This is a genomic window from Nostoc sp., assembly GCF_036916975.1.
GTDB lineage: Bacteria > Cyanobacteriota > Cyanobacteriia > Cyanobacteriales > Nostocaceae > Nostoc.
In genome coordinates this window covers 1-15,976 of sequence record NZ_JBALFF010000026.1, presented here as the reverse complement: position 1 = coordinate 15,976, position 15,976 = coordinate 1, and the positions used below count along the sequence as shown (strand labels likewise).

Annotated in this window: 8 protein-coding genes and 6 pseudogenes; 7 read left to right on the top strand and 7 right to left on the bottom strand. The window is 39.6% G+C overall.

Annotated features, from left to right (window positions below):
• Positions 1–21 precede the first annotated feature (21 nt).
• The 3 genes from V7K73_RS04605 to V7K73_RS04595 all read left to right on the top strand — a co-directional run bounded on the left by V7K73_RS04605 (position 22) and on the right by V7K73_RS04595 (position 7,536).
• Entirely contained in the window at positions 22–840 is an 819-nt protein-coding gene (locus V7K73_RS04605; RefSeq protein WP_334877556.1) for a DUF928 domain-containing protein, read from the top strand.
• A gap of 74 nt (positions 841–914) precedes the next feature.
• Positions 915–4,577: a two-partner secretion domain-containing protein gene (locus V7K73_RS04600; protein WP_334877554.1), complete on the top strand. Its 3,663-nt coding sequence runs from the start codon at positions 915–917 to the stop codon at positions 4,575–4,577.
• 49 nt (positions 4,578–4,626) lie between these two features.
• Positions 4,627–7,536 (top strand): CHAT domain-containing protein, encoded by a 2,910-nt coding sequence (locus V7K73_RS04595; RefSeq protein ID WP_334877552.1) that lies wholly within the window; start codon positions 4,627–4,629, stop codon positions 7,534–7,536.
• Between the two features lie 501 nt (positions 7,537–8,037).
• On the opposite strand, the pseudogene V7K73_RS04590 reads toward V7K73_RS04595, so the two are convergent.
• A pseudogene (locus V7K73_RS04590) lies at positions 8,038–8,379 on the bottom strand (IS1634 family transposase); the annotation flags it as partial.
• 94 nt (positions 8,380–8,473) lie between these two features.
• Between V7K73_RS04590 and V7K73_RS04585 the strand changes: the two are divergent.
• A pseudogene (locus V7K73_RS04585) lies at positions 8,474–9,565 on the top strand (ISKra4 family transposase).
• Between the two features lie 22 nt (positions 9,566–9,587).
• Here the strand turns inward: V7K73_RS04585 and V7K73_RS29785 are convergent.
• Positions 9,588–10,000: pseudogene (locus V7K73_RS29785) on the bottom strand (IS1634 family transposase); the annotation flags it as partial.
• A gap of 65 nt (positions 10,001–10,065) precedes the next feature.
• On the opposite strand from V7K73_RS29785, the gene V7K73_RS04575 reads away from it, so the two are divergent.
• Positions 10,066–10,344 carry a transposase gene (locus V7K73_RS04575; RefSeq protein WP_334877549.1) on the top strand — a complete coding sequence of 93 codons (279 nt, stop codon included), beginning with the start codon at positions 10,066–10,068 and terminating at the stop codon, positions 10,342–10,344.
• A gap of 672 nt (positions 10,345–11,016) precedes the next feature.
• Here V7K73_RS04575 and V7K73_RS04570 read toward each other — a convergent pair.
• Positions 11,017–11,511: pseudogene (locus V7K73_RS04570) on the bottom strand (Tn3 family transposase); the annotation flags it as partial.
• A gap of 86 nt (positions 11,512–11,597) precedes the next feature.
• Between V7K73_RS04570 and V7K73_RS04565 the strand changes: the two are divergent.
• On the top strand, positions 11,598–11,954 hold the full coding sequence (locus V7K73_RS04565) for a hypothetical protein (protein ID WP_334877548.1): 357 nt from the start codon (positions 11,598–11,600) through the stop codon (positions 11,952–11,954).
• 15 nt (positions 11,955–11,969) lie between these two features.
• On the opposite strand, the gene V7K73_RS04560 is transcribed toward V7K73_RS04565, so the two are convergent.
• A complete protein-coding gene (locus tag V7K73_RS04560) occupies positions 11,970–12,131 on the bottom strand; it encodes a hypothetical protein (RefSeq protein ID WP_334877546.1) in 162 nt (53 codons plus the stop codon).
• A 404-nt stretch (positions 12,132–12,535) separates the two neighbouring features.
• On the opposite strand from V7K73_RS04560, the pseudogene V7K73_RS04555 reads away from it, so the two are divergent.
• Positions 12,536–13,879, top strand: a pseudogene (locus tag V7K73_RS04555) (transposase).
• 15 nt (positions 13,880–13,894) lie between these two features.
• Here the strand turns inward: V7K73_RS04555 and V7K73_RS04550 are convergent.
• The 3 genes and pseudogenes from V7K73_RS04550 to V7K73_RS04540 form a co-directional block, all read right to left on the bottom strand.
• A pseudogene (locus tag V7K73_RS04550) lies at positions 13,895–14,143 on the bottom strand (glutathione S-transferase N-terminal domain-containing protein); the annotation flags it as partial.
• A gap of 324 nt (positions 14,144–14,467) precedes the next feature.
• Complete coding sequence (locus tag V7K73_RS04545) at positions 14,468–15,091, bottom strand: hypothetical protein (protein WP_334877545.1); 624 nt, start codon at positions 15,089–15,091, stop codon at positions 14,468–14,470.
• 575 nt (positions 15,092–15,666) lie between these two features.
• Positions 15,667–15,879, bottom strand: a complete 213-nt coding sequence (locus tag V7K73_RS04540; RefSeq protein WP_334877543.1) for a hypothetical protein — start codon at positions 15,877–15,879, stop codon at positions 15,667–15,669.
• Between the last annotated feature and the right edge of the window lie 97 nt (positions 15,880–15,976).

The following is a 15,976-nucleotide window of genomic DNA, read 5'->3' as shown; positions in this document are numbered from 1 at the left end:
TAAATAATTGGAAATTTAATTATGACTAAAATCAACTTTCTTTCACCACCAAAAGCATTAGTATTGAGTGCAACTTTTTTATTAATCAATATTACGCAATTATCAGCACAATCTCAGCAATCAAACACTACAACAATACATTTTGTTCAGCCAACCTTAGAAAGGCAACCAGAAAATCGAGGCGCACCGAAAGACAGAATAGGTGCAGGAACTCGCGGGGATTGCCCAGTTGCGAACAAACCTCTCACAGCTTTAGTACCTTTGCTATCTTTCACACCAAATAAGAAGCAAGTAAGAACAGGCACAGCTACCACAGAATATGTTTTAGGCTTAACCACAGATGAACATCCAACTTTTTGGTTTTACGTTCCCTATGTACCCAAGAATATCAACTCGGTGAAATTTGTCTTACTGGATGAAAAAAAGAACTATCTCACCAAAGAACCAATTCCTATTACTTTATCCAACACGCCGGGAGTGATTAGGGTTAGTGTTCCTAAAACAGAGAAACCCCTGGAAATTGGACAGTATTATCATTGGTACTTTTTGATTGGTTGTAACCCGCAAAACCCCTCAGCAGATATAGCCGTTGAGGGGTTAGTGCAACGCATTGTTCCAAAAGATGAATTAACACGTCGCTTACATACAGCAACCCCACGTCAACAAGTAGCTCTTTATGCTCAAGCAGGTATTTGGCAAGATGCTGTAACTATTTTAGGAGAACTTCACGCCCGCAAACGCCAAGATGCAGCTTTGTCCACTGATTGGAAAGATTTGTTGGAGTCTGTGGGGTTAGAAAATATTTCTACTGAGGCGATCGCACCTTGTTGTACTCTTTAACATGGGCGAATGGCATTGGATATCTGCAAAAACTTTTTATACTTCTTTAGAGGGATACAATTTTGAGAAAATATATGGATTTTGGGTGCTTCAGAGGACTAGGAATTGCGCTCGCGTACCCGCGCTGCGCTTCGCTGATCGCGCAAGCCCTAACTTGTCAGTTCGCTGGTGCAATAATATTCTCTGCTAATTGCGCGATCGCCCAAATTACACCGGATGGCACTCTCCCGAATAATTCTAATGTCAAATTAGAGGGCGACACCAGAATTATTGAAGGTGGAACGAGAAGAGGCGGTAATCTGTTCCACAGTTTCTCTGAGTTCTCTGTTCCCAATAAAAGTACTGCTTTTTTTAACAACGCCTCAGACGTTCAAAATATTATTAGTCGAGTCACAGGTAGCAGTCGTTCTGATATTAATGGCTTAATCAAGACAAACCCTATTGGAAATGCAAATCTGTTTTTAATTAATCCGAATGGAATTGTATTTGGACGAAGTGGCAGCTTAGATATTCGTGGTTCTTTTGTTGCGACTACAGCCAACGCTTTACAATTCGGTAGTCTAGGCAACTTCAGCGCTACAAATCCAGAAGCACCTTCATCGTTACTGACGATTAACCCTTCAGCTTTTTTATACAACCAAATCCCTACAGGAGCAATTCAAAATAACTCAGTTGCAGATGCTGGACCTCATTTAGCAGGTTTTGAAACATATGGTTTGCGAGTACCTGATGGTAAAAGCATATTACTAATCGGTGGTAATGTGACGATGGATAATGGGCAATTAAATGCTTATGGTGGACGAATCGAATTAACAGGATTAGCTGCTCCAGGAAGTATAAACCTTGTCACAGATGGCAACGCTTTTAGTACTCAAGTACCTGAATTATCACGAAGTGATGTATTTTTGAATAATGGAGCGATCGCTAATGTTTCTTATGAGAGTGGTGGTAGTATTGCAGTCAACGCACGCAACATAGATTTATTAAAAGGAAGTGCACTCAATGCTGGTATCGAGGAAAGTTTGGGTTCAGCAGCTGCAAAAGCAGGAAATATTAGTCTTGACGCCACGGAAGCAATTAGGATAGAAGACCAAAGCGAAATTAGAAATCAGGTTCGAACCAATGGCGCCGGCAATGCTGGTGACATTAATATTACTACTGGCTTATTGTCCGTAAAGGGCGGATCTGGAATTTACACTCGTTCCTTGGGGGATCATTCCTTGCAGCGTCCAGGTAATGCCGGCAATATCAATATAAATGCTCGTGGACAAGTCTCTTTTCTAGATGGAAGCTTTGGCTCGACTACTTTAGAACCTACAAACCCTACAGATGTAGGAAAAAGTGGAGATTTGCAGATTCAAGCTGATTCTGTGTTAGTTGCTAACAACTCTCAATTAAAGGTTAGTACTTTAGGTACGGGAAATGCTGGCAATTTAACAATTGATGTTCGTAATACCGTTGATTTTGATAATAATTCCTTTGCCTTCAGTCAAGTTGAAAAAGGAGAAGGTAATGGCGGCATCATAAAAATCAATACGGGTTCACTGACACTGAACGATAATTCGTTTCTTAGTGCTAGTACCCTTGCAAAAGGAAATGCGGGTAGTGTGCAAATACAGGCTAGCGATGCTGTATCCTTTGCAAATAATAGTAAAGCGGATACCGCAGTTCAACCAGGCGGTAAAGGAAATGGAAATGACCTTTCAATCCAAGCAAGGTCAGTTTCGGTTACTAATGGATCATTTTTAACAGCAGGTACTTTCGGTGAGGGCAACGCAGGTAATGTAACAATTAATGCTGATGATTCGGTTCAATTTGATGGTAATAAAAGTTATGCTGCTAGCAGCGTAGGTTTGGACGGATATGGCGTAGGATCAGGCAACGGAGGTATAATAAAAATTTCTACAGGTTCACTTCAGCTCACCAACCAAGCCAAATTAACAGCAGAAAGCTACGGCAAAGAAGGAAATGCAGGTAATATCATCATTAATGCCCGCGATACCGTCTCTTTATCAGATGGAAGTTCTATAAAAAGCCTGTTAGGAAGCCAAATAAAGGGTAAAGCAGGTGATATCAGCATTACCACTGGTTCACTCTCAGTTGCCAGTGGTTCCTCGCTCCAGGCTGATACTTATGGATTAGGAGACGGCGGTAATATTAGTATTGAAGCACGAGATAATGTGTCTTTTCTAACTGAGGGAGGAGCTTATAGTAGAGGACAAGAAAATGCCAATGGTAGGGGAGGTGATATAGATATTAAAGCGGATTCTTTGACCTTGAGTGATGGTTCTTTTATAGCAACAAGCACTCTAGGAGAAGGAAATTCTGGTAGTGTCAATATCAATGTCGCTAATTCCGTTAATTTAAGTGGAGTCAACAAAATAGGTTTTCCAGGAGGCATTTACAGCGAAGTTGCGACCATTCAACCAAATAGTAATGGAGGCAATGTAAATATCACTGCTAGGTCACTGAAAGTCAGTGATGGTGCGCTTTTGGCTACTCGTACAAATGGTAATGGAAATGCTGGTAGTGTTAACATCAAAGCGACTGATTTCGTTTTATTTGATGGTGTAAGCAGTAATAACAGCAGAAGTGGTGCTTATAGTCTTGTGTTACCTCAAGGAACAGGTGCAGCAAATGATATTAACATTAATACAGGCTCGCTTTTTTTGCGAAATGGTGCGAACTTGCGTGCTGGCACAGACGGAAAAGGGAATGGAGGGAAAATAAATATTATTGCCCCAAATATGGTATCTATTGACGGAGCAAGCAGCAATGGATTTCCAAGTACGATTGAGAGTAACGTCACAAAAAATGCTGTGGGCAATGGAGGTGATGTTGATATTACAACTAGCTCACTTTTTATTACCAATGCCGCCCAACTATCTAGCAGCAGTCAGGGAAATGGAGCAGCAGGCAATTTAACGGTAAATGCTAATTTGATTCGTCTTGACAACCGAGGCAAAATTTCAGCCGACACGATTGCAGGAGAAGGCAATATAAATTTATATCCAAGAGATTTATTAATAATGCGTCGTAATAGTGAAATCACTACTAATGCTTCTGGAAACAATATTACTGGTGGTAATATTACAATCAATGGCAAAAATGCCTTTGTTGTTGCAGTTAAAAATGAAAATAGTAATATTCGTGCTGATTCGGAAAACTTTCGTGGTGGAAATGTCACGATTAATGTAGCTGACATTTTTGGTTTTCAATCCCAAACAACATCATTTCCGCTAATAAGTAGCATTACTGCAAAAGGAGCAAGTCCTGAGTTGAGCGGAAATATACAAATCAATACCCCTGCTCCAGACCCTAGTAAAGGATTAGTTTCTTTAACAACAGATGTGGTGGATATAGCACGTTTAGTAGATGATAATATCTGCGCGAAAACTGCTAACAGTAGTTTCACATATACCGGAAGTAATGGTTTACCTGCCTCTCCCAACAACACACTTAATAGTGATGCGGTATGGGAAGATTGGCGACTCACTGCTGTACCAAAGGGAAAAGAGGGAGAAAAAGATAAAGATAAAGGGAACTCGGAGTCCCCTCTGGGGATAAGGGAACAAGGGGAAGAGAATAAATCTTTAAGCCCTACTCAAATTGTGGAAGCGCAAGGGTGGATAATTAATCAGAATGGGGAAGTGATTCTTACAGCTTACGCTCCTACGGCAACACCACACAAAGTAGGAAGTTCATCATCTGGATGTCAGTCACCAATTGCCAAGTAATGGGCAGGGGGCATAGGGCAATGGTGATTATTTTGGAGTAGATTTTGGAATGGCAAGACCTAATTTTTGGAACACGGCTAGAAAAAAGGGTGTATTTTACAAGTGGCAAATTATCTTGTTAGCTTTGCTGGGATTGACTTTCAGCTTTGGGGTTCATCTGATATCGGCTGCTTCGATTGTCCCAGTTATTGAAAAAGTCCCCATCCGATCAAGTCAGCCAATTAGCAATGTTTCTATATCCCATACCAAAGTCCCCGAAAGCATAGAACAACTGATAGAAAATGGCAAGACTTTATACCAATCAGGACAATTTGCCTTTGCCGTGCAAAGTTTTCAGGAGGCTGCACAGGTTTCTCAGTCCCAAAATGATCTTCTCAACCAAGCTTTGGCGTTAAATTTTCTTTCCTTGAGTGAGCAAAAACTGGGAGATTGGAAGCAAGCAAGTGTAGCAATTACAACCAGTCTCGATTTATTAAAGAAATCAAAATTAAGTAATAGTAGCGCAAAACACATTTTTGCTCTGATTTTCAACACTCAAGGCAATTTACAATTAGCACTAGGGCAAGCTGAAAATGCTTTGGAATCATGGGAAAAGGCAGCTAAAAGCTATACTGAAATTGGTGATACGGCTGGTAATACTGGTATTTTAATAAACCAAGCTACAGCTTTCCAATCTTTGGGGCTTTACCACCGCACGATGAATATATTTAAGCAGGTAGAAAAAAATCTTCTTTCCATGCCAAACTCGCTTTTAAAAGCTGCTGGATTACGAAATTTTGGAAATTCGCTGCTAGCTAGTGGAGATATTAGTGAAGATATTAGTGGAGATATTAGTGAAGATATAGAAAAAACAGATCCTGAGAGAATACTAAAGCTAAGTTTGGCAGTAGCGCAACAGTTGCGATCGCCACAAGAAGAAAGTGCAACTTTACTCAGTTTAGGCAATCTCGCATTTGCAAGGGGCAAAAGAAAACTCATCAAAAAAAGCACTACCGAGGATAATTTTCTCCCGTCGCGGTGTGGACAAACTGCGATCGTCCAAACAGAGGATACCAAATTTTACTTCAAAAAAGCATCTGATTTATATCATGAAACCGCTAATAAGTCAAGTTCCCCCATTACTGCTGTACAAGCCCAACTCAATCGCTTGAGCGTATTGCAGGTTCTTGGGGAACAACCGACAAGCGAAGATATTGGAGCAATTAAATCTGCACTCTCCAATTTAACCCCCAGTCAAGCCGCAGTATACGCCAGAATAAATTTTGCCCAGAGTTTGGTTTGTCTTGAGAAGGCGCACAAGCAGACAACAAGAGAAATTTTCAATTCCCCAATCCAAAATCAGGATTTTCAGGCAGGAGCCAGGGAACGAGCTAAAATCCAAAATACCGAAGAAATTGTCGAGCTATTAAATACCGCTGTCCAACAAGCCAAAGACATCAAAGACCAACGAGCCGAGTCTTATAGTCTAGGTTATCTGGCTCAATTTTACGAAATCAAAAAAGAATTGTCAAACGCACAGCGATATACTGAGTCAGCTTTAAATCTTGCTCAGATGATAAATGCACCGGATATTGCTTATCAGTGGGAATGGCAACTCGGACGCCTGCTTTTGGTACAGGGAGATTCAGAAAGAGCAGTAGCAGCATACACCACAGCAGTGGAAACTCTTCATACTTTACGCAGTGATTTGGTAGCTCTTAATTCCGACATTCAATTTGACTTTCGAGATGAAGTAGAACCAGTATATCGTCAATTGGTAGGATTACTTTTACAATCAGACCAAACCTTGACTGACAAAGCAGTAACCAAACAAGTCAGCCAGAAAAATTTAAAGCAAGCTCGGGATGTGATTGAAGCTTTACAATTGGCTGAATTAGACAACTTTTTCCAAGATACTTGTATTACCATCCAGCCAACGCCGATTGACGAAGTGGTGAACAATGCTAATCCAGTGACAGCAGTTTTTTACTCAATTATCTTACCAGACAGCCTCGAAATAATTGTCAAATTACCGCATTCTGACGAATTACGGCATTTCACGACTTATAAACCCAAAGTTGAACTAGAAAAGACTTTAGAAGAACTGCGACAAAAACTAGAACAACGTTATACATTTCGCGATCGCGAAGAGCTTTCCCAAGAAGTATATAACTGGATTATCAAACCTGCCATTGCAGACTTGGAGCAAAGCAATGTCAAAAATCTAGTCTTTGTGATGGATGGTTCATTGCAGAATATCCCAATGGCTGCGCTTTACAACGGCAAACAATATTTGATAGAAAAATACAGTGTCGCCCTCTCGCCCGGTTTGCAACTGCTAGCACCCAAACAAAAACGGAGACGATTTGAAGCATTAGTCGCCGGATTAACAGAATCTCGCCTCGGCTTTAGTTCCCTACCAAATGTCGCCACCGAATTGCACCAAATACAGTCTATTATTCCTTCTAAACAACTCATTAACCAAGCTTTTACTGACACCAACATTGAGCAGCAAGTCAGTTCAGTTTCTTTTCCTGTGGTTCACCTAGCAACTCACGGCAAATTCAGTTCTAAAGTTGAAGATACATATATTCTTGCTTGGAATCGCAAGATTAATATTAAACTGTTGCGTGAAATACTGCAAACTAGAGAACAAGTGGTAGGGCGTTCCAATCGCGTACCTCCTCCAATTGAATTACTTGTCCTCAGTGCTTGTGAAACAGCGACTGGAGATAAGCGTGCTGCTTTGGGACTCGCTGGTGTCGCTGTACGTTCCGGTGCACGCAGTACTCTGGCTTCACTGTGGCAAGTAGACGATAAATCTACCTCCGTTCTGATGAGTGAATTCTATCGACAATTAACACAAGATGCCAATTTAAGTAAAGCAGAAGCCCTACGTCGTGCTCAAGAGTTTGTTTTGAAGGATAAAGAACATCCATTTTATTGGGCACCCTATGTTTTACTGGGGAATTGGCTTTAAGTGAATGTCACTGAAATACAGGATATTGCAGGTTCATGAAGTACAATAACAACAGTCTGTAAACCAGTTTTTTAGATGTTTCGGATTCATCAAATCAAGAGCCGGGGAGCAACACGATTTTGTGAGGTCGGATCAAAAATCAGCGATCGCTAAAAATTATATTTAAGTATAAAGTAATTTTAATTACAAATATCATACTGATTTCACGAAAATTTATCTTGACTTGGGTTTGAATAACTGCTGTATGATCAGCCGAGTCTGATTGAGAAAGATTATAACCCACATTCCGCACTTCAACTTGAAGTACAAAGAGATTACGTCAAGAGAAAAGCAAAAAAATCAGGATGATTAAGACTCGTAGTGCTGAACGAATCTACAGCATGAAAATAAATCATCAAACACAATGTATTTGATAGTTATGTAAGCGCTAAAAATTTGAAGAGCAATTACTGTTTCTTCGATGTTGATAAATTTTTCTTCATTTTCCAAAAGTTGTTCACTTTAAGAAAGCAGATAATATTTTAGACAAGATGATGGCAGGCAATTCAAAAGAAAACTACGTTCTAATGTTAAATTAACAATTTGGTTAACACCATTTAAAGTCAAAAGATTAATTCCTTGAAAACATTGAAACACCCATCTTAATGTCGGAGAAATCGTTAACTTACCTAGTTGATTTTTGATTCCGATTTTGATTCTTTTTAAGCTATTCCTCAGTTCCCTTTGTCCGAGATTATAAACTAACAAGCACAAAGACATTAAAAATAACATCGTCTCGATTCTTTCAGGGTTTTCTACAAATAAACTATCGGCAAAAAACAAAGGGTCTTTTAGAAATCTGAACGGGAGCATCCCAGTTTTTATTCTTCCGATAAATAAAAATTAAAAGTGAGATGGTAGAGGTGTAATCCATGCGAGCGTTTTGATGGGAACCGCCATGACTGAAGAAGAAAGCCAACTTGTAATCGAACATGCTCGTGCGATGCCTGCGGCGGGCTACGCCTACGCTAAAATCCTGTACAAAAACGCTCCCACTAAGGAACTAACAAGCGTCAGGGTTGATCGAAGAAGTAGTACGCAGTCAAATGCAGGAACATGTCATGCCAGAAGTAGGGGTTTTTTTATCGAAAATGTCACAGGAGAAAACACAGGACACTTTCGAGTTGTAAAAAGTATCATTGGGAAACTGCCAATTACGAGTTCTCAAGCACAAAAGCTGGAACTTAGACCAAATAGTCAGTTAAGTCCATATCTAGAGGCATGTTGCCTGAGAGCAAGTGCTACAGTATCGTACCAACGTGCAGCAGAAGACGTGAAATATGCGACAGGGATAGAAGTCTCGAAAAGTGTTCAACAGCGATTGGTACATCGTCAAAATTTTAAGTTACCAGAAGTAGAATCAACGGTTGAGGAATTAAGTGTTGATGGAGGAAATATCCGCATTCGCACACCAGCGGCACAACCATGTGATTGGAAAGGTTATAAAGCCGTCCGCTTACACAATTTGCTTTTCCCTTGCCGCCTCATTCCAGGAAAATAATCTCGTAATTGATTGGGTTAACGATCAACCCTTGGCTCCTATTCTCACATGTATTGGCGACGGACATGACGGGATTTGGAACATAATTCGGGAGTTGACACCCGAACAAGACCGACGCGAAATACTTGATTGGTTTCATCTTATGGAAAACCTCTATAAAATTGGCGGTTCGATGCAAAGGATAAACACCGTTAAAGAGTTTCTCTGGAATGTTATGTTGATGATGCGATCGCCTGCTTTACTGACTGCACACTCAAACAAGCAGATAATTTCTGTGCTTACCTTGAGAAACATCGACACCGCATAATTAATTACCAGTATTACCAAGCCGAGCAAATTTGTTCCATTGGCTCTGGTGCAATTGAATCTACTGTTAAACAGATTGACCGTCGAACTAAAATCTCTGGCGCACAATGGAATATTGATAATGTTCCTCAAGTCCTTGCTCATCGTTGCGCTTATCTTAATGGATTAATCTTTGCTCGCTAAATAAAAAGTGGGATGCTCCCAATCTGAACCCTCTTTGCCTTCGGCACGCTTTGCGAACACAAGACTGTTGATTTTTATAATTTGTCAGAATTTCTTCTGGTTTTAACTTATCATCGTCAACTAAGTTTGTCGCTAAAATAAATCTTCCCGCTTCTTTTCTGATTCTTTCTATCTCTTCTGGCTTTTGATGCTCCACTCCTTCTATTTTGTAAATAGTCTTATTACCTTTTGATTTACTTTGAATAACCTTAACTTCTTTAATTTCAAAGAGGTTCAATTTTTTGTTTAGCTTTTTAGTTTATATCGAGCTTGTTCTGGACTTTCAAAATCTTCTTTGTTTATTTCCTTGAGCAGCTTTGCAACTTTGCTTTTTTCCGTTTTTATCTTTTTTTCTAACTTCTTCAAATCACTTTCTTGTCTTTTTTGACTTTCTACGAACCTATCCCACTAATGCCGAAATATGATAATCTACTTCTCACTTGAGTTGGGTGTATCTGTGTATGGCTGGGCATTTTGAAGGATTGACTGACCTAGAATGGAAACTATTTGAGGATATATTTCCCGAAGAACCATCCAAACGTGGGTCATGTATGCCTCATGCTCCATATCGTTATGTATTAAATAGTCTGTTGTACATCCTGATTACAGGGTGTCGATGGTGTGACTTACCACATGGGGGTACATGGGCATCAAAAAGTTCATCTCACCGATGGTTAAAGCAATGGCGCTCAGATGGAACATTTGAATATATACAAGAGCGTGTAAAGCGCGATCGCTGATGAGAGGGGGCTGATAAACTGGGACTTTGGGGCTGTTGACGGCTCTTTTTCCCCCTGGAAAGGGAGGAGGTGAGGAAGTTAAGTATGGGGGCAAAGGGAAAGGTGTTCTTATTCACACCCTTACTGAAGGTAATGGAATGCATGATTGCTAACTCCACAACCGCAGCCAATGGTAATGAGAGAGAACAAGTATTACCTCTGCTTGATAAAGTAAAACTTAAAACTTTGAAACCTGGCAGACCGCGTAAAAAGGGGTAGTGTTACGGAAGCTGTCACCAGGGGCAAAGTAATGAAGAAAGTACCGAATCTTATTGCGGAGTTGGAACTTTATCCAGTTTGATTTGGTTTTAGTGAATAAAAAAGCTTGAAAGGCACATAAAAATCGCTCCCTAGTTCCGACTCCAATTGAAATCGGAACTTTTTAGCAATGGTGAGCGATCGCTATCCCCAGTCATCATAAAGACTGAAACGTTTGTGGCGTAGTAATTGGGGTAGAACTGGCGAAGCTGTCATGAAGTGCAAACTAAACCGTTTAGTTTAAAAACTGTCGGTGGAAGGATAAGATTGCCGTTAAAACGTGTTTATCGATTACATGAAATACAGTCAGGCGATCGCCGGAGTAAAAAGGTAATAGTTATGCTTAATAAAGAAGATATAACTCCAGTTGCATGTTTATGCAGCAGTCTCAATAGGCAAACGTTCGTTCATATCCAAGTTGAAAGTACCGTAAGGATTGATATGCAGCCAAATCAAAGGTGAAAGCGCCCGCAAGTCAAGTTTAGTCATTAACTTCATCCATTGCGGTTGTGACAATACCTGCTGAATCATCAATGTATTAATATACACCAATGAAATTTGCAGCAGATGTAAGGATAAAATAGCCAACTCCTGATCTTCTAAGCGATTAGTGGCTACTTCTCCACCCTTGCCATAAAAAATAAAACTGTTAGCACTATTCAAATTTTCAACTACATTTAGCCCCTCATTAATTTCTCGACGCAGTTCGGCTGAATGCAGATATTGACATAGAAAGATGGTCTTGACTGCTTTCCCTAATTCACATAGGGCTTGATAAGTAGGGTGCAACAAATTCCCCCTAGTAAAACGCTTTAAGATAGCATCTGTTTCTGCTATTCCTAAGCGAAGTGCAGTAGCATACTTAATCATTAGACAACTGTGCAACAGTTTTTTGAAAAAAATTCTCCTCAAAACTATGAAGAGCAGAGCGAGTAATACTAGAAGAACTGAATCTGTTGCAGTTGCTTACGCCTGGGGAACGGTTACGCTCTTCTGACGAGGCAATGCAGGAATTTAAAGCATTGGCCTTAAAGCATCGGCAGGTTATCAAGAATTACCTCAATGTTAGTATCTCGGAAAAACTGACCCCGATAGCGATCGCTCAGAAATTACTTGCCAAGATTGATTTGAAGTTGAATTATGTTGGTCGATTGGGCAAGCGTGAAAATCGGGAGTGCGTTTACCAATTCGTTGCCCCTGATGATGAGCGTGATTCGATTTTCGGGCAGTGGCTCAATCGGGATGAAGTGTTTCTTAGTGAGTTGGTGTCAGTCAGTAATAATATAAGTAATCTTGCGTTGCCCGGTCTTTGACAATTAATCGATAGCTCATGTATCGTTTGGGTTGCCCATGCTGTTCTGACCTAAAACGGTAGAACGCAGGTTTTGCCAATATTCTGGTGTTACTTCCTCCCCTTCTCCATCAATACCTTCTTTCAAAAGTCCTTCTAACTTCACTTGTGCCTTGCGTTTTTGGTCAAGCTGTACCAATGAAAATATTCGCCAATGCTGCTGTAAGGACCTGCCATTACTTGTGCCTCCACATAAACGCGCACCTCATCAGGTATGTCAATACTGATATTCATTGGCGTTCCTGTATAACTACCTTCATTATTTTAGCTGACAGTTTTCATCCGACATCAAATTATAGCCAATCCCTTCTAATATTAGATGGGTTAGCTCAAAGTCGTTTGAATTTTTTGTGGAGAAATATCAATGACCATTTCAATGTACCAAGCTTCAATACCCGTGATTTAGAACGAGTTGCCGCAGTGGTACTCACTTGCACTCACTTGTCAATCAATACCTTAGCCAAAATAAGAGGATGAGAGAGAGGGCCCATGTAGTAGAGTTATTGTCTCTCACAACGACAACTCAAAAACCACAATCAGCCCATGTCCGATATCTTATCACTGCGGAAGATGCTTGCTACCGCAGATAAACGCTACGACGATGCGGCAATTGAACCAGATAATCCTGGCAATGTTAGGAATGAGCGGGCGAGTCACGATGCCCTTGAATATCACGTTGGACAGGCAGTGGTGGTAGTTATCGAACGATGTTGAGATTCTTTCATACGGTAATACCTTGGGCGACATTGTTTTGGGTATTCTTTCGCAGGCATTTATTTCGTGCGAATGAGGTATATTTGCTAGCAGGAGATGAAGTTGTAATAAGTAAATCAGGGAAACAAACTTATGGGCTGGATAGATTTTTTTCTAGCCTGGCTAGCAAACCCATATCAGGGCTATCTTTTTTTACATTATCATTAGTCAGTGTTGAGCAAAGGCACTCGTTTCCGATTCAGATAGAACAGGTGATAAAGAGCGATATAGAAAAAAGCAGCCCGTCACCAACCAAAGAAATAAAATTGCAAGAGAAACGTGGGCGTGGACGACCGAAGGGGAGTAAAAACAAGAATAAAACCCAGGTAATTCTCACATCTGAATTACTCAGAATTCAGAAAATGATTAAGTCGCTGTTTAAGTTATTAGCTAAATTTATTCCCCTTACTTACTTAGTGTTAGATGGACACTTTGGGAACAATAATGCCTTGCAGATGGCTCGTCAAGTTAACTTGCATATAGTTTCTAAGCTTCGCTATGATTCGGCATTATATATACCTTATCAACACCTTGACCCTAATAGTTGCTCTCGTCGTAAATACGGAGGCAAAATTGACTACAATAACATAGCTAACAAGTATTTATGTAAAAGTACCATTGATGAGGATGTTCAAACTGACGTTTATCAAGTGACTTTACTTCACAAAGAATTTGCCCAAGCTCTGAATGTAGTTATTCTAGTCAAAACCAATCTTAAAACTCATGCTTGCAGCCATGTGATTCTATTTTCTAGCGACCTGAAATTGTCATCTGAGAAAATAATTGACTGCTACAAGCTGCGCTTTCAGATCGAATTCAATTTCCGAGATGCCAAGCAATTTTGGCGATTGGAAGATTTTATGAACTTAAGTCAAACTGCTGTAACTAATGCTGTTAATCTAGCATTCTTTATGGTCAACTTATCCCATCATCTTCTAGCGGATTTTCGTCTCCTTAATCCCGACTCTGGCATTCTTGACCTTAAGGCTCACCCAGAGTGGTTTTCGATATGTCCGTGAAATTTTAAAAATGCTTCCCGAAATGCCTGAGCCTATTTTATTAAATCAGATTTTTGCCAAGCTTACTTCTTTAGGGCGTATTCATCCCGTTTCTACAGGCATTGAACCCTCGTAAATTGGCTAAGGTATTGTCCCCATAGCAGAACATTGTCACTTTTTCGATGCGGTAGGGGATCTGTTTTTCCTCTAGCCATAACCAAACTTTTTGACAGTAAGGACACCAGGCATGGTTATCGCGGTACAGCGTTACCCGCACATCAGATTCCGGCTGACCAAACAAGCGCAACCTGGCTCTAGCGTTGGTAAGACCATTAACGGTATCTATTTGATAGTCCGTGAGGGTTTCTAGTTCTTGCCAGATGTTGGGTGCGGTAGTCATAGGGGGAGTTGCGTAGGGCAATACTTAAGACAATTCTATACTCTACAATATTTTCAGTTACACCAAGGCATAATTTTACCGATAGGTTCGCCCATTTAACTTTAATCACGCAAGAATTAAAAACTCGTTACTCACCAGAAACTCAAAAACAATTACTTGAGGAAAGTTCCCAGCTATTACCTGATTTCGTATTACAAGAATTATTAAAACGCCAAGAGCAAGTAGTAAACGTTAACCCCGATACCTTAATAGTGGTTAACTGTCAAATAGCAGAGATAGAATCCGATGATTTGGGATTTGATTTAAATGTCGAAGTATATTTTGTCATTGCAGATACAACAGGTCAAAACCATTTTCAAGTGAAGGCGGAAAAGACCCTAAGTGCCTACAATTGGATAAATCTTTACCACTCCAGGGGTACAATGCACGTACTTCTTCCCTGTTGTATTGCAATACTTCTTCTAGCTCCTCATAAGTCCATTTGCTAAATGCAACAATTTTTTCAAGAAGAAACTCTATTGAACGTCCAGCAAAAGCATCGTCTAATATACGCTCCAAACCAGTTTCAGCAAAGGCAGCAAGTAAAATAATTGCTTTAAGATTGCGCTGAATAATAGCCTCGTAAGTAACAAGTTTTATGAAGTCCCGAAGACTAATAGTTTTTGCTACAGAAGATCCACGATAAGTTTTACCTTCAAACTGTCTAATAACTCTTAACTCAATTTGTGCGCCTGTAAAACCCGTATTATATAAGCTTCTTAGCCATTTTGAGCGCCTTGTTGTGCGGTTGTAAAACCAACGATCTGTATAACCAAGAGCAATACCTATTCCTTCAATACCAAGACGTTTATCCCCACTTGGCAGCATATAAACATCTAAATAAGAATCTCCAAGAGGAATATCACAAGCAACAGCTTTAATAACATCAGACTCAGAAATATCAGTCATAACAAGAAAGCCTGAGTAAGCATTTAAACAAGTATAAAACCAAATGCTAGAAAAGCTAGAACCCAAAAATTAGAGTTTATATACTAGGTACGGTTAACCGAATATAAAATTGAGGATATTACTTAACTACACAAAGTATTCATTTAAACAAATCTAATCGTGTAGACCAGACGAACTGGAAGATCGCTTCCAGTTCTTAGATCCTGGTTTTGAAATAAATCAAGACAATTTTTGAGCTACGAAAACCTGACAAACATGTTCCCCCGTCAGATATTAGTCGGACATCCATACATTTAGAAATGGGTTAAAATAAATTATTTGTCCAGTTGTCAACTCAACAAAGTGGACAAATAATTTATTGATTAACATACAATCTGAAAACTTATAATTATTGTTTCTTTAATCATTAAAAATAACTTAGCCCAGAATAGCACCTTTAAAGATAAACAAAAATAGCGATGTTAGCAACACCTAAAAGCAAGATTTTAGATATCATAACGTGTCCCGACCCATATCAGTACACGTTCCAATAAACGCTAAATCAATACTTTATCCGCGTAATACACGGATGTACATTAATTAAAAACTGGATAGTAAAGCTTTTCGCTCTGAGAATATTTCCACCCAAAACTATCTGGGTCTTTAGAAGCAGAATAAATTAAAAACTTATCTTCGCCCTTCATCATTTGTTTTTTTAAATTTGATGCATCAACACCAAGACGTTTTGCTAAATTAGTATTATTTAAAGAGCTAACATTAGTATTAGACTCATTCTTAGACTCAGGCAATAAACAGGGCTATTTCATTCTATTTTTACGGCAGTTTTTAGGAATCTTTTTCAGAAAAATAAGAATTTAAACGCGATTTAAGTTGAGAACCGTAGTT

Excerpts from the sequence above, each read along its gene's own strand:
- V7K73_RS04595 (WP_334877552.1), top strand. The coding sequence starts at position 4,627 with ATGGCAAGACCTAATTTTTGGAACACGGCTAGAAAAAAGGGTGTATTT.
- V7K73_RS04545 (WP_334877545.1), bottom strand. The coding sequence starts at position 15,091 with ATGACTGATATTTCTGAGTCTGATGTTATTAAAGCTGTTGCTTGTGAT.
- V7K73_RS04605 (WP_334877556.1), top strand. The coding sequence starts at position 22 with ATGACTAAAATCAACTTTCTTTCACCACCAAAAGCATTAGTATTGAGT.
- V7K73_RS04600 (WP_334877554.1), top strand. The coding sequence starts at position 915 with ATGGATTTTGGGTGCTTCAGAGGACTAGGAATTGCGCTCGCGTACCCG.
- V7K73_RS04575 (WP_334877549.1), top strand. The coding sequence starts at position 10,066 with ATGGCTGGGCATTTTGAAGGATTGACTGACCTAGAATGGAAACTATTT.